Source organism: Methylobacterium sp. Leaf117 (genome assembly GCF_001422985.1).
In the GTDB taxonomy this organism is placed as follows: Bacteria; Pseudomonadota; Alphaproteobacteria; order Rhizobiales; family Beijerinckiaceae; genus Methylobacterium.
On record NZ_LMNL01000034.1, the window covers coordinates 514,463 to 538,863 of the forward strand.

General features: G+C 64.3%; 23 protein-coding genes, 1 tRNA gene and 2 pseudogenes. 16 read left to right on the forward strand and 10 right to left on the reverse strand.

Features of this window, described 5'->3' with window-relative positions; all coding sequences use genetic code 11:
* Nucleotides 1-3: 3 nt before the first annotated feature.
* Nucleotides 4-351 carry an IS66 family insertion sequence element accessory protein TnpB gene (tnpB, locus tag ASF57_RS17020; protein WP_056485330.1) on the reverse strand — a complete coding sequence of 116 codons (348 nt, stop codon included), beginning with the start codon at nt 349-351 and terminating at the stop codon, nt 4-6.
* Nucleotides 348-722, reverse strand: a complete 375-nt coding sequence (locus tag ASF57_RS17025; protein WP_056485332.1) for a transposase — start codon at nt 720-722, stop codon at nt 348-350. The genes tnpB and ASF57_RS17025 overlap by 4 nt, the downstream gene beginning before the upstream one ends.
* Before the next feature lie 289 nt (nt 723-1,011).
* Between ASF57_RS17025 and ASF57_RS25925 the strand changes: the two genes are divergently transcribed.
* On the forward strand, nt 1,012-1,470 hold the full coding sequence (locus tag ASF57_RS25925; RefSeq protein WP_156376205.1) for a hypothetical protein: 459 nt from the start codon (nt 1,012-1,014) through the stop codon (nt 1,468-1,470).
* Between the two features lie 628 nt (nt 1,471-2,098).
* On the opposite strand, the gene ASF57_RS27045 is transcribed toward ASF57_RS25925, so the two are convergent.
* The 3 genes and pseudogenes from ASF57_RS27045 to ASF57_RS27050 all read right to left on the reverse strand — a co-directional run.
* A partial coding sequence (locus ASF57_RS27045) for a transposase (RefSeq protein ID WP_244476984.1) occupies nt 2,099-2,306 on the reverse strand: 208 nt, incomplete at its 5' end.
* 1 nt (nt 2,307) lies between these two features.
* Nucleotides 2,308-2,612 (reverse strand): annotated as a pseudogene (locus tag ASF57_RS27380) (transposase); the annotation flags it as partial.
* The gene (locus ASF57_RS27050; RefSeq protein ID WP_348528134.1) at nt 2,531-3,058 is read right to left on the reverse strand and encodes a transposase; all 528 of its coding nucleotides are present in this window, start codon (nt 3,056-3,058) and stop codon (nt 2,531-2,533) included. The gene ASF57_RS27050 and the pseudogene ASF57_RS27380, both read right to left, overlap by 82 nt.
* A 341-nt stretch (nt 3,059-3,399) precedes the next feature.
* Between ASF57_RS27050 and ASF57_RS27055 the strand changes: the two genes are divergently transcribed.
* The 4 genes from ASF57_RS27055 (at nt 3,400) to ASF57_RS17045 (ending at nt 5,862) form a co-directional block, all read left to right on the forward strand.
* Nucleotides 3,400-3,726 (forward strand): hypothetical protein, encoded by a 327-nt coding sequence (locus tag ASF57_RS27055; RefSeq protein WP_244476985.1) that lies wholly within the window; start codon nt 3,400-3,402, stop codon nt 3,724-3,726.
* Nucleotides 3,727-3,780: 54 nt separating this feature from the next.
* Nucleotides 3,781-4,311, forward strand: coding sequence for a hypothetical protein (locus ASF57_RS27060; protein ID WP_244476986.1), 531 nt, complete (start codon nt 3,781-3,783; stop codon nt 4,309-4,311).
* Nucleotides 4,312-4,481: 170 nt separating this feature from the next.
* Entirely contained in the window at nt 4,482-4,874 is a 393-nt protein-coding gene (locus ASF57_RS17040; protein WP_056486074.1) for a hypothetical protein, read from the forward strand.
* Between the two features lie 766 nt (nt 4,875-5,640).
* A complete protein-coding gene (locus ASF57_RS17045) occupies nt 5,641-5,862 on the forward strand; it encodes a hypothetical protein (protein ID WP_156376206.1) in 222 nt (73 codons plus the stop codon).
* A gap of 415 nt (nt 5,863-6,277) precedes the next feature.
* Here the strand turns inward: ASF57_RS17045 and ASF57_RS25930 are convergent.
* Nucleotides 6,278-6,355: transfer RNA gene (locus tag ASF57_RS25930), tRNA-OTHER, on the reverse strand.
* A 79-nt stretch (nt 6,356-6,434) separates the two neighbouring features.
* Between ASF57_RS25930 and ASF57_RS17050 the strand changes: the two genes are divergently transcribed.
* From ASF57_RS17050 to ASF57_RS17075, 7 genes are all read left to right on the forward strand, one after another.
* Entirely contained in the window at nt 6,435-7,751 is a 1,317-nt protein-coding gene (locus tag ASF57_RS17050) for a tyrosine-type recombinase/integrase (protein ID WP_056485336.1), read from the forward strand.
* Nucleotides 7,748-8,176, forward strand: coding sequence for a hypothetical protein (locus ASF57_RS25935; RefSeq protein ID WP_156376207.1), 429 nt, complete (start codon nt 7,748-7,750; stop codon nt 8,174-8,176). Before ASF57_RS17050 ends, ASF57_RS25935 begins: the two co-directional genes overlap by 4 nt.
* A 384-nt stretch (nt 8,177-8,560) precedes the next feature.
* Nucleotides 8,561-9,331, forward strand: a complete 771-nt coding sequence (locus ASF57_RS17055; RefSeq protein WP_056485339.1) for a hypothetical protein — start codon at nt 8,561-8,563, stop codon at nt 9,329-9,331.
* A 102-nt stretch (nt 9,332-9,433) separates the two neighbouring features.
* Nucleotides 9,434-9,715, forward strand: coding sequence for a hypothetical protein (locus tag ASF57_RS17060; protein ID WP_056485340.1), 282 nt, complete (start codon nt 9,434-9,436; stop codon nt 9,713-9,715).
* Nucleotides 9,716-9,854: 139 nt separating this feature from the next.
* A complete protein-coding gene (locus tag ASF57_RS17065) occupies nt 9,855-12,446 on the forward strand; it encodes a DUF3987 domain-containing protein (RefSeq protein ID WP_156376208.1) in 2,592 nt (863 codons plus the stop codon).
* Nucleotides 12,447-12,705: 259 nt separating this feature from the next.
* Nucleotides 12,706-13,299 (forward strand): HGGxSTG domain-containing protein, encoded by a 594-nt coding sequence (locus ASF57_RS17070; protein WP_156376209.1) that lies wholly within the window; start codon nt 12,706-12,708, stop codon nt 13,297-13,299.
* Nucleotides 13,296-13,601 (forward strand): hypothetical protein, encoded by a 306-nt coding sequence (locus tag ASF57_RS17075; protein WP_056485347.1) that lies wholly within the window; start codon nt 13,296-13,298, stop codon nt 13,599-13,601. The genes ASF57_RS17070 and ASF57_RS17075 overlap by 4 nt, the downstream gene beginning before the upstream one ends.
* Nucleotides 13,602-13,618: 17 nt before the next feature.
* Here the strand turns inward: ASF57_RS17075 and ASF57_RS25940 are convergent, their stop codons facing one another.
* Entirely contained in the window at nt 13,619-14,257 is a 639-nt protein-coding gene (locus tag ASF57_RS25940; RefSeq protein WP_162241575.1) for a helix-turn-helix domain-containing protein, read from the reverse strand.
* Nucleotides 14,258-14,518: 261 nt separating this feature from the next.
* Here ASF57_RS25940 and ASF57_RS17085 point away from each other — a divergent pair, with 261 nt between their 5' ends.
* The 4 genes from ASF57_RS17085 (at nt 14,519) to ASF57_RS17110 (ending at nt 20,266) form a co-directional block, all read left to right on the forward strand.
* Nucleotides 14,519-14,893: a hypothetical protein gene (locus tag ASF57_RS17085; RefSeq protein WP_056485351.1), complete on the forward strand. Its 375-nt coding sequence runs from the start codon at nt 14,519-14,521 to the stop codon at nt 14,891-14,893.
* A 402-nt stretch (nt 14,894-15,295) separates the two neighbouring features.
* Nucleotides 15,296-15,907: a recombinase family protein gene (locus tag ASF57_RS17090; protein ID WP_056485353.1), complete on the forward strand. Its 612-nt coding sequence runs from the start codon at nt 15,296-15,298 to the stop codon at nt 15,905-15,907.
* A 580-nt stretch (nt 15,908-16,487) separates the two neighbouring features.
* On the forward strand, nt 16,488-17,042 hold the full coding sequence (locus ASF57_RS17105) for a hypothetical protein (protein ID WP_056485360.1): 555 nt from the start codon (nt 16,488-16,490) through the stop codon (nt 17,040-17,042).
* The gene (locus ASF57_RS17110) at nt 17,042-20,266 is read left to right on the forward strand and encodes a hypothetical protein (protein WP_056485362.1); all 3,225 of its coding nucleotides are present in this window, start codon (nt 17,042-17,044) and stop codon (nt 20,264-20,266) included. The genes ASF57_RS17105 and ASF57_RS17110 overlap by 1 nt, the downstream gene beginning before the upstream one ends.
* 143 nt (nt 20,267-20,409) lie before the next feature.
* On the opposite strand, the pseudogene ASF57_RS26505 reads toward ASF57_RS17110, so the two are convergent.
* The 3 genes and pseudogenes from ASF57_RS26505 to ASF57_RS17120 all read right to left on the reverse strand — a co-directional run.
* A pseudogene (locus tag ASF57_RS26505) lies at nt 20,410-20,517 on the reverse strand (IS630 family transposase); the annotation flags it as partial.
* Nucleotides 20,518-20,735: 218 nt separating this feature from the next.
* Nucleotides 20,736-23,261 carry a S8 family peptidase gene (locus ASF57_RS17115; protein WP_082504076.1) on the reverse strand — a complete coding sequence of 842 codons (2,526 nt, stop codon included), beginning with the start codon at nt 23,259-23,261 and terminating at the stop codon, nt 20,736-20,738.
* Nucleotides 23,224-24,231, reverse strand: coding sequence for an ATP-binding protein (locus ASF57_RS17120; RefSeq protein ID WP_056486077.1), 1,008 nt, complete (start codon nt 24,229-24,231; stop codon nt 23,224-23,226). Before ASF57_RS17120 ends, ASF57_RS17115 begins: the two co-directional genes overlap by 38 nt.
* Nucleotides 24,232-24,401: the final 170 nt, after the last annotated feature.

Here is a 24,401-nt window from a genome sequence, read left to right on the forward strand (position 1 = left end):
GTGTCAGCCCGCGATGCGGGGGCGGTCCGTGCGCACCGGGGTACGCCAGTCGATGCCCTCCAGCAGCATGGCGAGCTGCGCCGGCGTCAGCGCGGCGGCCGCCCCCGCCGTCGCCGGCCAGACGAAGCGGCCCTTCTCCAGGCGCTTGGCAAAGAGGCACAGACCCTGGCCGTCCCACCACAGCACCTTGATCAGGTGCCCCTGCCGCCCGCGGAAGACGAAGGCCTGTCCCGAGAACGGGTCCCGCGCGAGGTGATCCTGAACCAGGCTGGCCAACCCGTCGAAGCCTTTGCGCATGTCGGTGTGACCGGTCGCCAGCCAGACCCGCGAACCGGAGGGGACCGGGATCATCGTCCCAGCAACGCCACGATCACGCCCTGCAGGAGCGCCACGTCCGCGCCCGCCTCGGCCCGCAGCCGATGCCCCCCGGCCAGCTCGATCTCGATGGCGCCAGGGCGGGACGGCTCGTCCCGGACGGAAGATTGCGGAGCCGGCAGCGCAAGCGGAACGAAGCTCGGGCGGGACGCCATCGTCGGCGCCGATGCTTCTGCCCGGAGAGCACGTCGCCAGCGGAACAGTAGGCTCGAATGAAGCCCGTGCCGGCGTGCCACTGCGGAGGCCGTCGTCGCCGGATCCTCCGCCTCGGCGAGGATCGCGCGCTTCTGCTCGGGCGACCAGGTCCGTCGCGTTCCTGCGACGACGATGTGAGGCGTATTCGTCATAGGTCCAGACACAGGGCCGATACAGCGCCATCCCGCGCCATCACCTGTATCCAGATCCAAGCCCTATCCCCACAAGGCAGCCGTCACCGAGCGCTTACACTTGATCCTGCTTTTTAGAAGCGGACCGGCAAAAATCTACCCAACTTTGTCGTAGACCGGACTGACGGGTCCCGACCCACCCCTGCCATACAAGCCCGCGTCAACGCTTCCCGAAAGCGGCCATTCGTCGGGCGTGAGGCAACTTCGGTTCGGGGTGGTCACTGGAAGCTACACCCAATAGATTTGCTTAATGCGCTCAGATGATAAACAACCGCCTAAACCCTACTTCTGGCTGGCCGGAATATTTGTTTCTCTGGCTATCTCATTGTCGCAGGCATTTTTGATACTAAATGCCAAAATAATGATGGCTTCAATTTTAATGGCAGCCATTATATTCCCGATATATAATTTAGGATCTACGTCGTTTTATGTGATTACTTGGATGCTCAACATAATCGTGTGGGCAATTTTTTGCAAAACGCGTAGTTTTATTGCTAACTTGGTTATATCTTCAGCGCTTTCATTGGCGCCGGCGCTCGCAACCGAGTGGTTTACCCAATCATTCGACAGATCGAATTCGTTTTTTCCATCGTTTATCGTTTCTTTTATCGGGTATTTGATTTTGGCAATCGTTGTTGCTCGTGGTTCAACTGGCCGGGGTTGGGCATACGACCTTAGTCTGAAAGTAGACAATCGGCATTCAGCCTAGGTATAACCGGATGTCTGGAACGGGTCGCAATCCGACGGTCTGCTCTACGACCGGGTCGGGTGGTTTCCTGCCCGTCCGGTTCTGGACGGGAGATGCATCGAAGCGGACTTAGCCGCGGGGCCACTCACGATCCTTTGCAGACCTCCAGCAATGATGGCTAGATACCGTGCATGACGCGCGATCAACCCGTTCCATCCATGCCGGATCAGAGCAGGATTTCTTCATTGCGCTCCGTACCGCAGGGCAATGGGATCTGGTCGGGTCGCAACTGGTGATCAAGAGCCAGAAGGGCGATCCCGGTGGACGACCGCGGTGAGATCATCTTCGAGACAGCTTAGAAGCAGATTTCGTTTCAACTGATAAGAAAGCAATAATACGGTTTGCGTTTCGGAGCGTAATTGCATTCCGCATGCTGGATGAGAACGGCCTCTTGGAATTATGGGGCGCTTCGAGTGCTGATCCGCGTCCAGCCAAAACAACTTTCCGAGCGCGGGGGCACAAATGGTCAGATGAGAGTTTCCTTGTTTTCATGGCAGGAGGTTCTGAACAGCGGTCAAGTTATTTCATCGCAACAGACGCGCACTGCCTTGAAGTCGTTTGTGATGAGGAGCCTAGGGTCTGGACTCGATCAGCACCAGAAGGCGATGACGGCAGCGAGTGCGACGGCCGAGGCGTAGTTGCGGGCCAGTTTGTCGTAGCGGGTGGCGATGCGACGGAAGTCCTTCAGGCGATTGAAGGTTGCTTCAATCCGCCAGCGCTCGCAGTAGCGGCGCTTGTCGTGGCGGATCTTCCGCTTGCGGCCGCGCTTGCCGGGGATGATCGGCGTGATGCCTTTTNCTTGCTTCAATCCGCCAGCGCTCGCAGTAGCGGCGCTTGTCGTGGCGGATCTTCCGCTTGCGGCCGCGCTTGCCGGGGATGATCGGCGTGATGCCTTTTTCCCGCAGGTCGGCCCGGAGCCAGTCGGCGTCGTAGCCCTTGTCGGCGGCCARGCGACGGACCCGACCGGGAGCCTCGGCGAGTACGGCTGGGGCGGTGGYGACGTCGCTRGCGTTGCCAGGCGTCAGCAGAAGGACGCCKGGGCGGCCGAGGACATCGGTGAGGGCGTGGATCTTGGTCGTCTGGCCGCCACGCGACGGGCCGATGCCTTGCGTACGAGCCCCCCTTTACCGCCATGCGCCGAGCGGTGCGCCTTGACGTAGGTGCTGTCGATAGCGGCCGCCTCGCCCGCYCATCCGCTCTTGGCCAGCGCCCTCARCATCGCCCGCCAAAAGCCGCGGCGGGACCAGCGATTGAAGCGGTTGTAGACGGTCGTGCGCGGACCATACGCGGCCGGGCAGTCGCGCCAGCGGCAGCCCAGCATCGCCCGCCAAAAGCCGCGGCGGGACCAGCGATTGAAGCGGTTGTAGACGGTCGTGCGCGGACCATACGCGGCCGGGCAGTCGCGCCAGCGGCAGCCTGAGGTCAGCACGTGCAGGATGCCGGAGATGATTTGCCGATCATCGTTCCGCTCTGGCCCAGGCTGGTTCTTGGGCATGAACGGTTCCATCACCGCCCACTGCTCATCCGAGAGCCAGAACAGGTCTGCCATCGCCGCCTCCGTGCTGCAAACGGCGGCTCTGAATCACAAAACCAGAACTCTCGCAACGTCTTGGTTCGGTTCACACCCTAGGCCGTCATCGACCCGACCACGGGCAAGCTCTCGATCTCGACGATGAACGATTACGGCGCCGAGACCCTGACGGCGACGGCGACGGCGACGGCGACGGGCGCCGGCAATCCCTTCACCTCGGCCGCCACGAGCGCGACGGTGGGGGGCGACGGGCTCAACACCCGCAACGGGCTGGTCAGCAGCTACAACAGCCTGCTGACCCAGATCGACCAGCTCGCGCAAGCCCCGGACGCCGCGGGGCGCAGCCGGGAGCCAGGGGGATGGGGATTGGGGACGGAACGCAGGCCATTCAGACGACCGGGCACCGAACCGTCGAGGAAATTCTTCTCCATTCCCATTTCCCGGAGGCGCACGCCGTCTACATGGCGGACCATCTCAAGGTCTACGGGATGGGCGCCTTCCCGGGGCATTTCGGCGCGGATGCGGGCCGGGTCACCACCCTCGCGGTCATCGTCTGCCCTCACGCGCGCTACGTCGAGGACGACCGCGAGACCTGGCCGACCCTGACGCGCCTCAAGGACGTGGTGATTGGGTTCGGCTTCGCCAGCCCCCGCCTGATCGACGACTTCGTGGCGCGCCTGGTGTAGACCGGCTTTCTCGAACTGCATCGCCACCCGGCCGACAGCCGGGTACGCCTGCTGGTGCCGACCGAAGCACTCCTGGCGGGGGACCGGGAGTGGATGGCCGCGCATTTCGCACCGCTGCAGGTCATGTTTCTGGATCCCGGCTATGTCCTCGCCCTCGAGCGGGACCCGCGCTTTCAGAAGGCCCATGGCAGCGCCTCGGTCGCGGTCTTCGAGGGCGCCGCCACGGTGGCGTGGCGCAATCTCGACGTGGTGTTCTTTCTCAGCGCCACGGGCGCCCTATCGATCCTGTTCACGCTCTGTCGCATGGGCGGAGAGGAGGCCGACAGCACCATCCGGGAGGCCGACCTCTCCGAGATCGCGCCGCAATTCGTCGTCTCCCGCACGCACATCCGCAACATTCTGCGCGCCGCGAAGGAGCGGGGCTTCATCGGCCATCACGGCGAGCGCCGACAGTTCATCCGCCTGACGCCGGCGTGGATCACCGCTTTCAATCGGTTCATGGCGGATTCACTGGCCTACAGCGACCTGACCTACCGCCTGGGGCTGGCAGCGTTGGCGGACCACGACGCACCGCTCCCGGCCTGAGAGGCGCACCCCAACGCTGATCATGAGAGGTGGTCTGCGCTGCAGCGAGTCGTCAGGGCGGGGACAGAGATATGGTGGCAGCCAAACTTGCCAAACGATCCTGCCGGATGGGAACCGAAGTTCGCGATGCGGAATTATTCTTCCCGATAACAAATCTGGAGGAACGCACGATGAAATTCTCGATGATTGCCGGCGCCGCTGCCATTCTCGCGCTGACGTCCGGAGCATCCTTGGCGGCTCCCTGCAACACCGGAGCGGTGAAGGGCAAGACGCCTGAGCAGCACGCGGCGAACGACAAGAGCTCGAGCGTCGATCAGGGCAGCAAGAATCTCGCGGGCGGCCAGCAGCCGGCGTCCCCCGGCACCGTCGGTGCCATGAACAATGTCGGCGCCAATCAGGGTGTCGGTGAGAAGCCGGGCTCGGGTACGGCCGCCAAGGGCAATGAGGATCCCGCCAGCAAGAACCTCGCGGGTGGCCAGCAGCCGGCCGCGCCAGGGACCGTGGGCGCGATGAACAACGCCGGTGCGAACCAGGCTGTCGGCAAGTCGGGCGACGATTGCTGATCGCCTGATCGGCATGACACGGCTCGCGTCAAGACGCGATGTCTGACGCGCGATGAAGGAGCCCCGGCCGCGTCGCGGTCGGGGTTTTTCAATGCAGGGGTCAGAAGTTACAGGGGTCAGCCTGTGCAGGCTCGACCCACCAACGATGTCGGCCCGGCGCTGCGGCTTCGGGACCTTGGCCATCCCTGGATCTTGGCCATCCCTGGATCTTGGCCATCCCTGGATCTTGGCCATCCCTGGATCTTGGCCATCCCTGGATCTTGGCCATCCCTGGATCTTGGCGATCCGTCAATCGTCCCTTGGTGAGCGGTCTAGGGAGATGAGAGGCCGCTGCACCCGCTGCAGAGCGCGCCGCATTCAAGGCTCGGAGACCAAGATCGCCTGCGACTCCTTGCGTCCGCGACGGGCGGAACGTCCCTTCCGGCGAAACATTCCCTGCTCACACCCAGTCAGTCCTGGCATACCAGCAGGGTTTCCAGCATGCGCAACCATATCATGCCCGATCAACGGGCACGGTCATCCGCGAGCATCGCACTGAGCCAGCGACCCCGCGTCGGCGGGTGCCATCAATCCTCGGACCTGACCCGCAGTCATCATCGCGGCGCAGTCGTCGGCACCGGTTCCAGCCTAGCCCGCACGACGGTTCCCCCGTCGTCCGATTTCGAGGGTTTCGGCTCGTTTTCCTGACCGCTGCGTCTCAAGCCCCGCCGATCACCGTTTCCATAACAACCGCCCCGTCGTCGTTCTCGCCAGATCGGACATGTTCATGACCACACTCACCCATCTCGATGCCAAGCCGCACCAGGCGACGTCCGCAATCCTCGACGGCGGCTCCAGTCGAGAGCGGCTGGACAGCACCGCCATGAAGCGCGAGCACCGGGTCGGCAACACCGTCGACAAGGTCGATCAGGTCAGCAGTGTCACGCTGCTCGGCTTCGCCGTTGCGGGATCTGCGGTGATGCTCGTGGCGCACTGGTTGGTGGGCTGAGCCAGCGCGGATCGCGGTTGACGACCGGGATACGCATCGCCGGTCTTCGAGGGGATCCGTCCCAGGTCGATCGTGCCCTCCGCCCCGACGTGTCCGCCACGCACGCCCCCAGCCGGCACGGCAGAATCGCGCGTGGCGGCCGATACCTTCCCTGCAAACCCCGAATACTTCCAGCCACGCGTTGTTCTGGGCGGAAATCTTCGGGCATTTACCCCCAGTGCCAAGACCCCCCGAGTGACGCCGACGCTCACTGGAGCAGGCTTGAAAGGCTGTCAGATGTCGGAGGTCTCACGGGCCGGCGTGGTAATCTCCCGGCGTCCATCTTGGACCGAGCGGAATCCCCACCGCAAGGCGCGCACGGGACAACCCTCACTCAAGGATAACCACACAGATCGGGCGAAGGTGATGAAATGATTGGCGCACCCGACACGATTCGAACGTGTGACCTTTGCCTTCGGAGGGCAATTAATAGTCAAATAAGACGTACAGGCACGATCTAGTACGCTCTTGTTGCTAAACTTATTCGTCCTCAGTAACCTGTCCCCTGTGTGAGACGCAGTGTGGGACGCCCGATGGCGAAGGCTTTGCCGATTGATACGGCCGCGAAACGGTCGAAGCTCCCGTCCCGCAAAAACCCGTACTGGCATGGCGTGTCCGGCGGGCGCGGCGGCGTCTCGCTTGGCTACCGGCAGCCGGAGAAAGGCGGGGGGACTTGGGTCGCGAAGCTCGTCATCGACGGCAAGCGGATCGAGGAGCGGATCGCACCGGCCGATGATGCCCGCAGCACTGCAGACGCGATCACATACCCGGCTGCCGTGACGGCAGCTTTGGCGTGGGCGAGACAGCAGTTTGCTCGTCTCGAAGCGGCCGCAGACGCCGAAGAAACCTTGAGGGCTCCGACTGTACGATCGGCGGTGACCAACTACGCTGCAGGTCGGAAGGCGAGAACCGAGCGCGCAGGGCGAAACGCCGAAGGCAGGTTGGCGAAGTACGTGCTTGCCGACGAGACTTTTGCAAGCACGCATCTGTCGCGGCTCACGGCGGGGGTGATTCTAGCCTGGCGCCGAACGCTACCGACGCGCTTGGCGCCCTCCACCATCAATCGGTTGCTGAATGACCTGCGGGCCGCGCTGAACAGCGATGCCGAAGTGCACCGCCGAGGCTTGCCGGCTGGGCTGGTGGGTGAAATCAAAAGCGGCACCAAGGCTACGCCCACGCCGTCGAACGCCCGGAAGCAGATCCTCACCGATGCCGCCGTCCGACGGATCGTCGAAGCAGCATGCGCCGTAGATTCGACCGGTGACTTCGGCAATCTCGTCATGGTCTCGGCCGCGACGGGCGCGCGGTTCTCGCAGATCGCTCGGCTGACGGTGGGAGACGTCCAGACCGATCGCCTTCGCATCATGGTCCCGACCTCTCGCAAGGGACGATCCGTGAAGCCGACGGAGCATGTCGCGGTGCCCGTTGGGCTGGACGTGCTGTCACGCCTCGAACCCATTCTGCGCGATCGAAGCTCGCGCGAGCCGTTGCTGCTCCGCTGGACGCACAGGGCGACGGATCAGCCTGGGCGTTGGGAACGGGGTGGCCGGCGAGCATGGCGTGAGGCCTACGAGGTCGACAAGCTCTGGGCGGCGACGATCTCTGCGGCAGCCGTCCCGGCCGACACGGTGATGCTCTCGCTGCGTCATAGCTCGATCGTCAGGGGGCTCCGCGCCGGTCTGCCGGTGCGCTTGGTCGGCGCCCTCCACGACACGAGCGTCCAGATGATCGAGCAGCACTATGCGGCATACATCGTGGACGCGACGGAAGAGCTCGCTCGACGAGCTGTGATGTCGCTCGGGTCGACAGATGCAACGCACTCGCTCCCGGCCGTCGGGGTGGCAGCGTGAGCCAGGATGTCGAACATCTCCTTCGCGAATGGGCAATTCTTCAAGGCCAAGACCCTGACCCGGTGATCAAAGATTTCAAGCATGGCGGCCCACTCGCCAAGCTGGTGCGCAGCGTGCTTTCGGCGGCGCCAGAGCCCAAGCGAGGCAGGAGGGCTGATGTCAAAGAGAACTGGCGACGGTTCGTGCTTGTCGTGATGGCGAAACGACGTCTGTCTTCTGGCACCGATACGGGTGCACCGGACGAATTCCATCTCGCGGCACAGTTGGATCAGCGCGACGATTGGGAGGGAGACCCCGGCCTGAAGCGACCGGAGATGTACAGGGCTACCTACCGCCGCATGTCGCATCATGGGTGGCAGGACGAGCACGTCCCGAAGGGCTTAGGTGCTTTCTACGCTCCACCGCCTGATTTGACGGACAAATAACCCCCACAATTCTGTCCCGTGACCCTCCCTGTCCGTCCTGTTTGTCTCTGTCCATCGACACTATGGACAGAACGGACAGATGATGCCCCTGCCTTCGAACTCTCAGCCGCGAAAGTCGGAAACGATCCCCTGGGATCAACGCCCTCATCTTCGGATGACCGTGACCACGGATGTTACCGGTCTATCCCCCACGACAATCTACAGGTTGGCTGCGGAAGGTAAGCTGACCCTGAAACGCATTGCAGGTCGCGTCGTGGTCGAGACGCCGGGTGTCGTCGCGTTGGTGCAGAACGCCGAGCCCTGGAGGCCAGGAAAGCGCGGTGGCGCTGCGAGATCGAAGCGGGCCGAAGTCGCTCGTGCGAACCTGCGATAGGGGGCGGCGTCATGAACAACCGACGCCACTACTCCTCCTTCGCCAAGAAGCCTGTGCCGGGCACGGTTTTCGAGTTCCACGTCGCCGCGACGGAGATCTGCGACGAAGAGCCGATGCTGTCGATCGGGTGGTCCCCGGTGCCGGACAGCGAAGATATGTCGCCCCAGGTGCGGAGCTTCTGGAAGCGACACAATCCACTCCTGGTTCTGATCGGCAAGCAGATCGAGGACGAGGCGGTCGCGAAGCTTGCGGCAGCTGGTGTGCCGGCATCGAAGCTGACACCGCCGTTTTCACCGGAAGTCGAAGCCCTGGTCGCAGACTACGTCCGCGGCGCACGTCACGGCTTCTTGCTGAAAGATGAGACGTTCAAGCGCCCGCCGGCAACGAGATCGGATCTTAGCCCCCTGCCGCCCCATCACCGGGTGATCGTCGGCGCCTGGCTCGGCCGTGGAGGCTCGACGAAGGCCGCCGAGGCGCTGAACGGCGGATTGCCCACGGGCGTTCAAGGCGGTCTCGATCGCAATCACATCGACCGGGTGATGCACGCCTTCAAACGCCTGCCCGGTCGTACGAAAATCGTCTTACAGGCAGAAATTCTGCTGTGTTCGACGAGCTTCCTCGGACTGGAACGCGTGCGACTGGATGCCAGCCGGCGCCCCGAGTTCAAGGGAATCCGGGGCCGTGAGCTGGCTGAGGCAATCCACGAGAGCCGTGATCTCTGGAGCGTCATGGATCGGGCGGTGTCGACGATCCCGCGCTCGCAGATCCCGAACGTCGCCTGATCGACAGACGCGCGATTCGCGGCCTGCTCAGAGCATCTCGTATCGCGCGCGAAGCCTCGTCAGTCTGCCTGTTTCCATCCCGCCACGTCAGCAGGACCGCGCATGCCCGCACTATCGAACGAACTCGAACTCTGGCGCGAGCGCAATTCGCTCTCGGTCCGCGAGACCGCAGCCGTCTTCCGCCGATCAACCTCGTGGGTCCGCGACCGCATCACCGACCGAAGCTTGGCAGTCCTTCACTCACCGAACCGCAGTCCGACCGAAATCACCGTCAGCAGCATCGCCGCTCTGATCGATCGGCTCGGCCCTGAAAGGGTGCAGATGAGCCCGCCGCGCCGTCGCGGCGCCTACCTGAGACTGATCGTAGACAACACAGTTTCATAAACAAAACGGCCAGGCCCCCGTGGCAGGGCGTCTGGCCGTTTCGCTTAAGCGTTCGAGGAATTGATATGCTCTACAGCACCAATATAGCGACAGTAGCGCCGCCCGACAATAAGGCCTCTCCTTTCGACGAGGGCGGCCGATGAACGCTCAGCCCCCGCGCAGCCTATTCCTTAAACTTCGAGATATCGGGTATCTGTTCACTCTCCCGATCATACCGCCCGGTTCGATCATATCGCCTAAGTCGTCCTTGGCTAAGACAGGAAAGAAGATCGGGAAGATCCCTGGTGTTCGCCGCGATGGCCTTTGGTTCTCGCTTCCCGGCTGGCCGACATTCGAACCAACGGAAAACGATCTTCGGGAATGGCAAGCCATGGCTGCCGGCATCGGTATTCGGACCGGGCTGCAGCATGACGGCACATACCTTTACGCGATCGATGCCGACACCAGGGTTCAAGCTTGTGCCGACATCATACGTGCGCAGGTCGAGGGCCAATTCAAGGACGCGCCGACCCGCATCGGTGAAGCACCGAAGGCCCTGTATGTCGTGCGATGCAGCGGCAGGCTTCCCTACACGTCGATTGGCTTTGACGGCGGCGTGGTCGAGATACTGGGGAACGGAAAGCAGTTCGTCGCCAGCGCAATTCACCCCGGGACGCTGAAACCCTACCGCTGGCCGCGTGCCATGCGTCCGCTCGCTGACCTGCCGATTTGCGACCCAGAGGAAATAGCCGGGCTCCTCGATACCCTTCGAAGCATGCTGCCCAATGCCGGCGCCATTTATCGGGAGGGGGGAGCGCGGCGCGATACGCCACAAGGCGCGCTCATCGGCGACCCGGAGGCTGTCGAAACCGCCTTAGGCTTGATCCCCAACGTGTACGCGCCGCCCGGCCGCGCGAACTTCGTCAAGATGGCCGCGGCGGTGCGGGGCGCCTGTCAGAACGACTACGAACGCGGCTTAGAGCTCTTCGTGGAGTGGGCCGAGAAAGCCAACGTCCCCGATCCACAGGACGACCCGGAACAGACATACAGGAGCGTGAAAGCCCCGTTTGCCGTCGGCGCCCCTTGGCTGTTCGAGCTGGCGGAGGCAGCTGACTTGACGGGGAAGTTCAAGAAAGCAGACGCGTGGGCGCTGCCATGGTTCGATGAGGTCGCCGCGGCAGCTGCGGCTGCCGCGGCGGACGAAGCGAGGGCCAGTGCTCCCGCAGGAGAAGCGTCGCCGTCGACCTTCGATGATATCGAACCGATCGACATCTTCGGCGACGCGGACCCTTCCGAGCTCGACACCCCGCCGGACGGGGCTATCCCTCCCATCATCGGCCCGTGGGCGCGCGACGAAGCTCGACGGAAGGGGGTTCCGCTATCCCTCCCCGTGATGGCGGCGCTAAGCGTCATCGGCGCGGCGATCGGGTGTTCGCTGAAGATCCGATCACGCTTGCACGATAAGCGCGAGGAGCCCGCGTCCCTGTGGGTCATCATCGTCGCGGACCCGGGGAGCGTGAAATCCCCCGTCATCTCGGCCGCATTGGATCCGCTTAGAAAGATGGATCGCGGACACTACCAGCACGACAAGCCGCTTCATGATGCTTGGGCTGCGAAGAAGCGGCCTCGGGGTGTGGCGGCCACCGAGCCGGAACCTAAGATCCGGCGGTGCGTGGTCGATGACGCCACCATTGAACAGCAAATCCGCATACACGCGGATAATCCGCGCGGCCTCATGCGTGCACCTGATGAGTTCGCCGGGCTGCTTGGCTCGCTTGGGGCCTACAAAAAGGGTGCCCAGGTCGACCGGAGCATGGTGCTCCGCATGTTTGACGGCGAATCGATCACGGTGGATCGAGTAAGCGGCGGGAACAGGCATGCAACCTCCGGCCTGATGGGTGTCCTGGCGGGGACGCAACCCGATGTCCTGCGCGAGCTGACCCGAGATCTCGGGACGGACGGGCTTCTGCAGCGCGCCATTTTCATCCTGTACGATGGCCGCCGCCGGCCGGAGTTGGATGCGCCGCCGGATCACGCCGCGGCTGGAGCATATGCGCGAGCCGTGCGCACGCTGGGAGTGATGAAGGCGGGGTCCGGTGTCGTGGAGCTGTCGCCCGAAGCCTACGCCGTGCTGACCCGGGCGGAGGGCGACTTTCGGGCGCTGTCCGATCTGCCGGGGGTCTCGAAGGCGTGGCAAGGGCATATTGCCAAATGGGGCAAGCTCCTGTTCCGCCTGACGCTGATCTGTCACGCGCTCCGGCACGTAGACGACTTCGACGGATTGCTGCCCGGGGTGAAGGTCGACAAGGAGACGGCTGAGCAGGCGGTACTTTTAGGACGTTTTGTCCTCCGACACAGCCTGCGCTTCTACGAGGATTATTTCGACACCCGCGCCGAGACGAGCGAAGCGCGGAAGATCGCGGGCTACATCCTGACCAAGCCGGGCAAATCCCGGCTAAGCCATCGCGATCTTTACGAGGCTCGGAAGGAACTGCGCGGTGCCGATAGAGCCAAGATCCGGCTCCGCGTCGAGATCATGGGCGAGCTGGAACGCGCCGGCTGGTGCGCTGTGGCGGAGCGGGGGCCGGACGGTCCGGTTTCCTGGCTCATCAATCCGAAGGTCCGAATCCGGTTCGAGGATCGCGCAGCGCGTGAGGTCCAGGACCGCAACAGTGCTCGTCAGAAGATCATCGAAGCCAGCAAGGCGCGGAAGAGGATGAACACCGACACGCTGTCGGACGGGGAGGCATGATGGCCTGCGTGACATACAAAAGGTCTGGTGAGACGTTTGCCACGGGGGGCGATTGCGGAAATTGCGGCTTGCGTGTGCGCGAACTTATATATGGTTTTCCTCTCTCTTTTAATTATCTCCTTGTCCCCCCGGCTATCCGAGTGGGTTCAAAAGTATCTCACACGCACACAAGCCGCAGTATCCGCAACTCTGCCGCTAGCCTCGATGCTGGAAGGCCGACGATCCAGCCGCTTCGGGGCTTAACTGAAGGGGCCGCAACGTGAAGCGCGGCTTTGGGACAAACGAGCCGGCATCCGCGCGGCAGATTGCGTGGCGCCGCTCGGCCCGCTTCAAGGCGATGGGCCGGGCCGCCTGCATCCAGTTCAACCGGGCGCGCCAAGCTGCACCGAAATGCGGGGCCAGAAAGAAGTCCGACGGGGAGCCGTGTCAGAATCCGGCCATGGCCAACGGACGGTGCAGGCTGCACGGCGGGCGTGTGCCCTCGGGCAGGGCCTGGCACGTCGTCCAACTCCCGCCGGTCGATACGCCAAAGTTCGATCGCAAGCTGACCGCCGTTCAGAAGCGCACCCGCGCCCTGGCCAAACGCTTGGCCGCGATGACGCCCGAACAGCGGGAGCGCTACGACCGCTGGCGACGCACGCACAAGCCGGGATCGGCCAGCGCACGGTCGGCGGCGCGATACCGGGCGGCGCAGGACAACGCCATTGCCGAGATCCTGGCGCGGCCGGTGGCGCCGGGCGCCAACGCCGCAAAGATCGCCGAGGTCGAGGGGTTCGTCGCGCAGCTCAAGCGAGAGCAAGCCACGGCGGCGATTCAGATCGCAGTGACATACAGCGAAGGGATTTTCGGATGAGCCAGCACACGCATGAGATGACTCCGGCACAGGTGCGCCGGCACCTTCGGGAACGGATGGAAACGGAAGGGGCGCTCCTCGCCTACGAAACCGCCGTAGCGATCTGCCGCGACACGCGGGCGCCGGCGACCGCGAAGGCCTCCGCGCTCAAGGCGCTGCTGTACGTCGGCGGCTACGACGGCAAGCCTGCGCCCGATCGTGACAAGCCAATTTCCGAGATGACGCTGCAGGAGACGGAGGCACTAATCGCCCGGCTGAAGGGCGAGGAGGCGCCTGCCTTGTCGGAGGATGTTTTCGGGTAGGTGCTCAGCACCTGCCTTCAGGACGTTTTAGGCTTCTTGAGAACCTTCGCTGCGCGGCGAAGCACGGCCCGCTGCCTTTTCTTCCTTTGGTCCTGGCGGAAGGCCTCTCGGCGCGCCTTTTCCTCATCTGTCAGCGGCGTGCGTTTGATGGGGCCGGCGATCTTTTTCAGGAGCAAGACCCGTCGAGCGCGAGCTGCCGCGTCTATGCGGGCCTGCTCCTCTGGCGAAGGGCTAGGTCTCGCGATCGTTTCTTCATTCTGCAGTTTGAATTTAGCGGCCTTGCGTTCGAATTCATCCAAATCGTCGACATGGATGAGAGTTGGCCTGCCGGGTATGTATTTCAGCTTTCCGGTAAGCCTGAGACGTTTGACGTTCGAGACAGAGCACCGCAAGCGATCCGCCGCTTCTTCTTGGGTTAGAAGATGGTTTCCGCGCTCGGCTTTCCGCTTGTCAGGACCATTTTGGTCAACGTTTTCTTCCAATAATATCAATAGTATTTGGATTATTTGCTTGTAAGAAGCCGGCTGGCCTATTTTCATTCGCCCTATCTTGCTACCCCGCCCAAGTCGAAAGAATGTCGGTTTCGACGGAACAGTATCGGACGGCCAATCCCAATCGACTTCGCACAGAGGTTTTACGGGTTTGAATTTGAACATAGAATTTGTCCAAAGTTGCATATTCTGTCTATTGACGAGGCAGACAGTCTATGCAGGTTTCATTTTGATTCATTGTCGGATATACGATCTTAAGGTGCTTGAAAACACTTGAACACATAAACGAACCCAGCGGGTCCGGGGTCTCCACGCGAATGTCCAAGGCGAAAGCCTAAAGGCGTGCGAGGGCCGACGTGTCCGGTTTTTCAAGCTCCGGATCTGCAGCAGCCGCGTGAAAACGGCTTCGATGGGACACGTCCAACCATGTCGCACTTGAGCATCGTGCCGCCTCTGGCGGCGCAATCGAACACGCTTGATCTTTTCACACACCCCCTCGCAGCGGGCGGCTTTTACCCAAGCTATATGGTCCCCTGCTTCCCTGTCGTGGACGGTGAGGAGCCGTGCCTGAACGCCTCGATTGAGGTGCTCATCCACCAGGACCAGCTCCCGGCGTTCGAGGCCGAAGCGAACCCCATCGGGGAAGCCGCCGGCCTCTCGCATCCCGTGTGTGATGTCGCCACCGACCACGGGGGCGGCACGTGGCGCCTCATCGAGGTCATCGGCCCTCGCGCGCTGATCCTGGAGTTGATGCAGGTGGCGCAGCGCCACGGATGCAAGCGCGTGCTGTTCCCGGCATAAGCGCCCGCCATCATCAAACGACTGGAGGGGCGCCCTGACCGGCGCCCCTTTCGCGTTCTAGGCCTGCTTCACTCATCAGTTTGCGCGGCGAGGGCCAGGGCGAGGCCGTCGAGGATGCGGCCGCGGATCATGAGTGCTGATCTGGGACGCGGCAGTAGTGGGACCAGATTGAGCCTGCGCCCGCACCTCAGGCGACCATGCAGTGAGTAGGAAGCAAGCGAGGCAGAATGCGAAGCGGATCACGGCGGGCATCCTTTGCGCTAGGCGTGGCGTAAGATGATCTGGTTCAGTTTGGGTATGGCCTAGCTGCACCTAGCATTCTCTGGTTCACTAAATCGACTTGACCGTTCAAAAAAGACCTGTCAGATGTAAACCATCCTAAGTGAACCGATAGGTCTACAGATGTTCGTCCGGGCCTACCTCCGCGCCTCAACCACCGAACAGGACGCCACCCGGGCGCGCGAGCAGATCGAGACTTTTGCCGCCGAGCGCGGTCTCTCGGTCGCGTCTTGGTACGTTGAGAACGAGAGCGGCTCGACTCTGGCGCGGCCGGAACTGTTCCGGCTCTTAAAGGATGCCCGCCCAGGTGACGTGCTTCTAGTTGAACAGGTGGACCGGCTATCGCGCCTTACCGCGGGCGATTGGGAGAAGCTGAAGGCCGAGATCGCCACGCGCAGCCTCAGCGTCGTCGCCCTCGACCTTCCGACATCCTGGATGATGGCCACCACGCACGCCGACGAGTTCACTGGCCGGATGTTCGAGGCCATTAACGCCATGCTGCTCGACATGCTCGCTGCGGTGGCGCGTAAGGACTACGACGACCGCCGTCGTCGGCAGGAGCAGGGCCAAGCCAAGGCCAAGGCAGCCGGGCGCTACAAGGGCCGCCCCGAGGACGTGGCGCGGAACGCCAACATCGCCATGATGCTCGCGAAGGGCGTGTCGTGGTCTCAGGTCCAGATCGCCACGGGGTGCAGCCGCGCTACTATCGCCAAGATCGCCAAGCGGGCGGCCTGAGATGGCCTAGCCAGCCCGGAGGGCGATGACGTTCGATCCGGGTTCGCTGTGACCCACAAAGCGCCGTGACGGCCTCGGCGGGATCGGTGCGCGGACCGCGGGCGGGCCGGGTCGTAGTGTCTCCTCCAACTCAATTGCGCTCTGCCGCGCGTCTTCCACGATCGCAGTGAGCTGAGAAGCCTGCGCGGATGTGAGGTCAGCTTGGCGGATCGTATCGACGAGCGCTTCGAGAGTGGAGCGCAGGACGCGGGCGTGCATGTCAGCCGGCAGGCACATAGGGGCAGACTCCTCGTGGCGGTGCCAGATTATGCGCTCGTCGATCGCTCGGCACCACCGATGCCGCCGCCCCGGTGGTGGCTACCCGGACCCCACCCCTGGGTACCGGTCGCAACGGCTTTCCTGGAACGGCGTCAGAGCGCCGAAGAAAAATATCGCCGCTGAAAAACTCGGCTCTCCAGGCGCGCCGACTGTCATAGTGGCCGCCATGCGCGCGAATTCCAGCCCATAGATCCCGCCTATTATCGCGCACGCGGCGTTCATACGGTCAGGCATCACCTTTCGGATGAAAGCCCGATCGCCAATGGCCAGCTCCGCGACAGACGCTCTCTTCCAGGAAGGCCCGGACGATCCGGACTTCGACGAGCCGGCACCGCCCTCCCGCGCAGAGGAAGAGCTCGACTACAAGGTTTTTGATCTTTGTAAGCACCTGAGACAGATCGCGGACGGCGATGACCCGCCGTGGGCACTTGATCACGTCCTCCGATGCCTCCGGTCCCACGTGCATGATCGCAAGGGCTTGCGGCCATCGGGCGAAGACCGGGACGAGTTGCTCGGCGTCATGACGCACGCGTTGGCCGGCGCGATCGAGCATCTGCCGGCGAGCTACGACCGGGGCAAGATCCGGCTCGGCATGAACGCGGCCCGCGGTTTGGTCATCTATTGGGCGGAAACAGACGCGGCACGCGCGCAGCGGCATCCGCACGTCCTCCCCGATCTCCTCGCCTACGCCGCGCTGCTGCGGAACGATGCGCGCAGCATGACCTTGGTCGAGGAGATCCGGGAACGCGCCAACCTTCGCCAAAGAGACCTGCTGGCGGGCCTCTATGAAGCATTCGGCAACGAAGGAGCAGCGTGATGGAACTGAACGCCCGACCCGCCATCGATCCGGCGTTGAACCGTCTCCTCGTCGATAGGATCATGGGCCGGCCGGCATTTGCGCCAGCTCCGGCCCGTTCCGCCGATCCGTGGGACGCCTTTCCCGACGCTCCACAGGCCCCCGCGAAGTCCGTCGACCCCTTCGCCGAATTCCCCGATGCGCCGCAGGCTGCAGCGGCGCCCAAGCCCGGCCGCCTCATCGACTTCGAAGGCCGCCGGATCAGCGTTCCGGGCGATGCGACGGACGACGAGATCAGGGAGATCCTGTCGACACCGCCGGCCAAAGCGACGCCGCCATCCGCCGGCATCATTGAGGTCGAGGCCCCCGACGGTAGCATCGTCGAGTTTCCGGCGGGCACGTCCGACGATGTGATGTCGAAGGCCATGCGCGACACGTTCGGCGGCCCGACGTCGCGTGCGACGCCTCCCGCGGCCCCGGCCGAGGCCGGCGGCTTCATGTCGACGATCGGCGGCATGGCGAAGGCCGGCGCGCAGGGCGTGGTGTCCGGCTTGAACACGCTGGCCGACGCGCCGGTCCATGCGGTGAACCAAGCGCCCCGGCTCCTGAACATCAACGGCGGTCTGGTCAACAAGATCATGGGCCGCGAGGTGGTCCCGACCTTCGGGCCGATCAGCGACAACCCGCTCCTGCCCTCCGACATCATCCAGGCCGGCCCGCGCGCGGCCGGCGCCAAGGAATACCGGCCCAATGGTTTGGCCGAGCGGATTTTGAACCGCGTCGGCCAGGAAGTCGGCGCCTCGGCTGTTCCTGCAGCCGGCGCGCTTGTCGCCGGTGGCCGTCTCGGCCTTCAGGGTGCCCGGGCGCTGGCGACGAGCGAGAACCCGCTTGCGGCCCTGGCATACGGCCCCGTGGAGGCCGCCGCCGCGAACCCGTCCGGCATGCTGACGCGTGAGGCCCTCGGCGCTGGTGCCGCCGGGACCGGAGCCGGCATCGCCAACGAGGCCGCGCGCGCCGTCACCGGCGACGATGTGAACCCGATCTCGGATCTCGCCGGTTCGGCCGCCGGGGTCAGCGCTCTGGCCGTCGCCAAGCCGATCCTCGGCGCCGTCGGTTCGCTTGCCTCGGCCGCGCGCGGCTCGACCCGCTTCGCCGACGACGTGGCCCGCGAGAGCGTCGCTCACGAGATCATCGCCAACTCGGGCCATGCCCAGGCGCAGGTCGCCGGCGGCATCGACCGCGGCGCCATCGATGCGCAGCCGCTGGCAGACCAGCTCCGGCGGCCGTCCACGGCGGAATCGACCATCCCGGGCTATCGCTCCGACATCGCGGACCGCTCCGGCGATCCCGGTTTGGCCGCTTACGTGTTCGGCCATACGGCCGCCAACCCCGGCCTCGACACGGTCCGGCGCGCTGCGAACCAGCAAGCCATCGGCGACCGCATGGCCGAGCTGGCGCCGACGGGTTCGTCCGGTCAGTTCCGCGCCGACCTGCAGGGCGGCGTTGATCGGCGGGTCGCGGCGGTCGAGAGCCAAGCCGAGATCGCGCAGCGGACCCTGGACGAGCACGCGCAGCGCCTTGCCTCGACCATGACCGGCGAGGCCCGCGGCGCCGACATTCGGGCGGCCCTGGCGCGCGCGGCCGACGAGGCGCGCGCCGGCGTGCGCCAAGCCTACGAGCCGATCAACCGGGCGACTACAAGCGTCGACGTGGCACCGCTGGCCGAGCGCTTCAGCGGCATCGACGAGGCCTTGAGCGTGGCCGAGCGCCAGCGCTTCCGCCCGGCAGAGGCCAGCATCCCGGATCGGCTGATCGGCCCGGCCGAGGCCGCCGGACCGGTCGATACCGGCATTCTCGACGCCTCGGGCCGACCCATCACGCGCGAGCCGGCGCCGGGCAACAGCCGGCAGCCGCTCCGGGAGGTGACGGGACTGCGCTCGGCCCTGACGGACGACGCGCGCGCCGCGCGCACAGCCAACCGTCCGGCCGAAGCCCGTATCATCGACCAGCACGTGACCGCGCTCGACGAATACCTCGACCAGGCGGTCCCGGAGGGCCTGCGGGGTCAGTACGACGCGGCGCGCGCGACCCGGCGGGACTTCGCCGATCGGTTCGAGCGGCCGCAGAACGCGGTCGCGCAGGTGCTCGGCGAACGGCAGGGCGTCTACGATGTGCCCGACAGCGGCGTTGCGCCCCGGTTCGCGCAGTCCGAGGAAGGCCGGCTGTCCGATCTCCGGCAGCTCATGAGCGAGGCCGGCGGCGATGCCCGTGTGCGCCCGGCACTCCGGGACCAATTCCTGGCGAACATCCGGGACCGCGGCTTGCTCGACCGGCCGGACCAGCTCGGCGCCTACCTCGACCGGCATGCCACCTTGCTCGACCAACTGCCCGGCTTGCGCGACGAGATCACCGCCGGCGGCCAGGCCAGCCGCGCCGCATCAGAGGCCCGCGGCGCGGCCGATGCGACCCGGCGCGATCTCACGACCCCGGGGCGTTCGCCCGAGGCCGCCTATCTCCGCTACGACGAGGCCGGGACGGTCCGCTCGATGCGCACGGTGCTCGGGGCAGCCAAGCCCGCGGAAGCGGCGGAGCGGCTCCTGGCGACGGCCGGCACGAACCCGGAGCACGCCCGGACCGCGTTCTGGGAGGCGCTGAAGGACCGGGCCACGGTCGATGGCGGGGTCAACCAGCCGAAGCAGATCAGCGGACGGCGCGGCAACGACTTCCTGAACGACCCGCAAACCAAGGCCGTGGCCGAGGTGCTGTACCGCGACAAGCCGGAGCAGCTCCGGGACATCACGGACGTATTCGACGCGCTCGCCGGTGCGAACAGCGCCACACGTGCCCGCCGGCCCGGATCCTCGGGGACGGCGCAGGGCATGCGGGCTGGCTATGACGCTGCGCTGTCGGCGGCTTCGATCTCCAGCCGGCTCCGCAGCGTCCACCGCGGCCAACTCTCGCCGACCATCGCGGGCATCGATCTCCTGGCGACCTACCTGCGCAGGAAGTCGGCGCAGATCCAGGCCGGCTCGATCTCGCGGCTGCGCGACGAAGTGGTTCAGAACCCGGAACTCGCGGCCCGTCTGCTGGAGGACTACAACCCGGCGACATACTCGGCCAAGCGCCGGGAGTTGCAGACGGCTTTCGGCGCCCGCGCCACCACAGCCATCCGGTTGTTCGACGAGGCCCACGACGAACAGGAGCGACCGGAGGCGGCGGCAGTCCGGCGCGGGGCGTCCCGATGATGGCTGTGTGCAGCGATCCGGGCGCGTGGCGCGACCTTGAGCGGCGTGTTGCCTACGCGCGACGGGCGCCCGGGGCTTTCCCCGGTGCCTCAACTACCGAGGATTCTTCGGTAGTTGCTCCCGCCACCCCATCCGTCCTTGACTAGGAGCGCGGCCATCCAGCGGCCCGAGGCGACGATGCCGGCTCCAGACCGCGCTTCCGCCTGCCGGCATGAGGTCGTCGCCGCGACTGCCACCACCCGCTCGCGCAGATCCTGACTTTAGGGCCGCCCCATCGGTCGCTCCTCACCCAGAGCGTTCAGTGAATCAGCCCATCACCTCAGTGTGCGATTATGCCTTATCGACGCAGCGCGAACCGAAAACGCTCTAGTTTTCCGTTATCGTGCCGTGCACGAGGAACGATCAACGTGGCGAGGCCTATATCTGCGCAAGTCGCCAAGCTACGAAGATATAAGACGGTATCAAGGGCTCACACCGCTATCGGCACCTGCGGCTGGAGCAGGATCTGGTTGCGGACTTGCGCATAGATCTGGGCTGCGCCGGGCATCTCGATCGTGACGGCGAGGCCGAAGGGTACCGGCTCGTCGATCCGCGATCCCTGATCCTTTTCCCGTTGAATTTGAAGGGGGATGGTGGGGCCGCCGGCAAGATCGCCGATCTTCGCATCGCACCAGCGGCGATGGACGATGGTGCCACCCTCAGACTGGCTATTAGACGGTTGCCCCGTGGTAGTGGCGATGCCGGCACTATCCAGCGAGTCCTGTCTTAGCGCCGCAATCTTGAGCTTGACCGCACGATAGGCAAGATGCCCAGGCCGGACCGGCGCCATCCAGGCCAGCGTGACTCGCACCTCACGAAAGTTCGCCTGTGCACCGAGCGATGCGGGAACCGGCACGTCGAAGACAATCGCGCCCTCGGGACCGAGGCTACCCGTGGCCCATACGGTCGCGCGGTCATCGGCACAGGCGACAGCATTGTCGGGGTCCATGAAACCATAGCCGAGATGGCGGCAGACCTCGCGGCGCCAATGCTCATGGTGCATCGTGCCTTGGGGATCAACGATGGGGCGAATGAACTGTTCAGCATCACGCCACGACGCGCAATGCACGAGCATGGCCTTGATGAGCACGGCGCGCTCGGCGAACGGCATCGGTCCGATCAGTTGCGGATAGGCGCTTTCAAGCCCGTCGAAGATGCGGTGTGCGGTATGGGTAGCGAGGGCGTTTGCTCCGCTGGTGCCGATCGTGAAATGCGTGCCGGTAGCTGCGTCACTATCGGGAGCAGCAACTTTAAGCCCCCAGAAGCGGCTGGGGTTGGGGTGACTGAGCAGGGACAGCGGCGGCGCCTGCGGAACGAAGCGCGCTGGCTGGCGACCGCCCGAGACCAATATGTCTGGTTTGGTGCTGCGGCTATGGCCCAACCCCAGCCGCGAGGACAGATTAGGCATTTCCTGACCGGAGTAAGGCGTGAACGGACTGACTCCGCCGAATGGCACGGCGACGGCATCGCGATGCCAGGCCCCTATGCAAAGCGCGTTGAGGCTGTCTGCCGGGGCGAGTAGGCGCCGATCGGCCTTCAAGCCGTCGAGAGCGCGCAACACTGCCTGATTGCGATCATGCGGTGGTGCGGCGTGGAAGGCTGCTTCATTCGCATATCCCGAAACCGAGATGGGTTCGCTGATATTGCCAGCGCTAACCAAGAATAGGATACCATAGCTATAAGATAGATGGTCGAGCGCACGGCCCCAGGTGGAAATCTTACCCGCGAACGGGCGGGTCCGATCGCCCAACGATAGATTGACGATAAAGACCTGCGATCCGCCGCCAGCCCGCATCCGCATAACCGCCTCGACGATAACGTCGATTACGAGCCGGTCGTCGTCGAATAGTTCGCCGCCGAAGGCAGGCGCATACATGACCGGGCGGAAATAGATGCGTCGGCTGATCGGCGATGGCGGATCGTTGAGGTCGCCATGCACGGCAAGCGACGCCATGGCGGTGCCGTGAACGCGCGCGCCGACCGCTTTGGCTTCGAGATCGACTGGGTCGTCGACCATGAGCCGTCCGGCGAGCAGCGGATGCGCCTGGAGCGGCACGGCATCGAAGATGGCAGCAATCGGTTCCGCTGCACCTGGGGCGAGCGGCACCGGGGTCATAGCGTCGTGATCGCCGGTGTCGATCGGTGCACCCACGCTTTGCGGGACGATTGCGGCGACGGGATCGGCGCCGGCGAGCGAGTGGGGATCGAGGGCGGCAATGCGCCGAATTTCACGAGCGGGAATGTCGGCCAGCACAGCGTGATAGGCGAAGGCGGAATGCGCGGCACGGTGGATCACAGCGCCACCTGCCGCCGCTATCGCTGCTGTGATCGTCCTCTCGATCGCGGCGCGGACCGCCGCCGACTGACGGAAGAGAAGTTCGATTTCGACGCGGACGAGAAATTCGTCGGGCGCGCCGTCCACCACCGCCTTGAAATAAGCGCGGTTCTGGGGCGACACGCGGTCGCCCGGTCCCCAGGGGCGGATCGCCTTCAAGTGAAGGAACAGGTCGCGCCACGGGCCATAGCCATGAGGGACGGTGCCGGCCTTTTCCCATCCTTCCCACAGCGACACGATCTCGCGCAGCGCGGCAAGTTGAGGAACGAGCAGGTAGAATTCGGGATTTTTGTCGAACTCGTCGGCTGCAAGCTCTTCCTCTCCGGCAAATTCCAGGCCGGCTATCCGGGCGACCGCACCAGCAAAATTCTGAATGGAGTCGGTGACTTCCAGCACAAGCATACGTTCGGGTGCGAGAGCTTTGGGATCGCCATGAAGCGCGAGCGCGGGGTTGTCGGCGTTGAGGACGTTCCGCAGGTTGTGAAACACCGGACCATGGACGGCGATCTGGTTGGCTTGGCTAAAGGAGCGTTTCTCACCGGCACCCCCACCGCCGCGGCGACGTTGAGCAGCTTTGGGATCGTTAAGACGAAGAAACGGCTTGTTCGTATCGTGCGGCATCTACTTGGTCTATCCTAACCCGTGTCGACCAAAAATCGATCTGTTCTCGAAGGATATCGCGAATGCTGCGCGAGCCAAGTGAAAGAATATGCTGCCGCCGAATTGTCTGGCAAAATTCTAGTGCTTCGGCATAGCTTATTGAGCCAAGTTTCGTTGCCACGGTTTCAGGGGGTATCCCCGGACCGTCTGGCCACAGGGCAAATTGCCGGCCGAGGAAGATCGCCAGCGCATCGTGCGATGGCTGGGGCAGCGACAGGCGCAGTTGGAAGCGGCGCCAGACGGCACGGTCAAGTAATTCGGCGTGATTGGTCGCCGCGACCGTCACGACATAGCTGGGCAACTGATCAATCTGCATCAGCAGAAAGGAAACGACACGCTTGATCTCCCCCGTTTCATGGATGTCGCCGCGCTCCTTACCGATCGAATCGAATTCATCGAAGAACAACACACACGGCACGGTGCGGGCATAGTCGAACAGTCGTGCGAGCCGCGTGTTGGTTTCTCCAAGGTAAGACCCAACCAGCGCGTCATAGCGCACGGTGAAGAACTGGACGGCGAGTGCTTCCGCGATCGCCTCAGCAATTGATGTCTTTCCGTTGCCGGGGGGGCCGGACAGCAGCACGCGATGGCGAGGCTGTATGCCGTGGGCGCGCAGCAGATCGGCGCGGTGCTGCTCCTCAACTAATTGCCCAACCTGATGCTTTACCGGTAGCGGAAGAATCAGGTCTTCAAGCCGCTGGCGCGGCTCGGTTTCAAGGATCGTGTCGCGCCCGGCATGGCTACTTGGGACTGGGCGTACCGGCGATGTGACTGCCACGGTATTCAAGGCGCGCTGAAGCCGGTCAGCCAGCACATTGTGGTTCTTAGTCCGTTCGTCGGCGACCGCGGCCTCAACCGATGATCGCAACGCAGCCTGATCGCCGGACGCCCCCGCCCGCACGATTGATAGGAGAAGATCGCTTCTCGCCACCGCCTTTTCCGTCCTTATCGTCTGTGTCGCCCGTGATATCATGATGTGCCAACATCGTCACGGGTCGGCGGGGTGGGACGCCCATCTCACATGCGAGCCGATATTAAACTAGGCCCCGGAGGAGAATGCCGCGGATCCGTTACCGCTGGGGCAAGGAACCTCGATTCCCG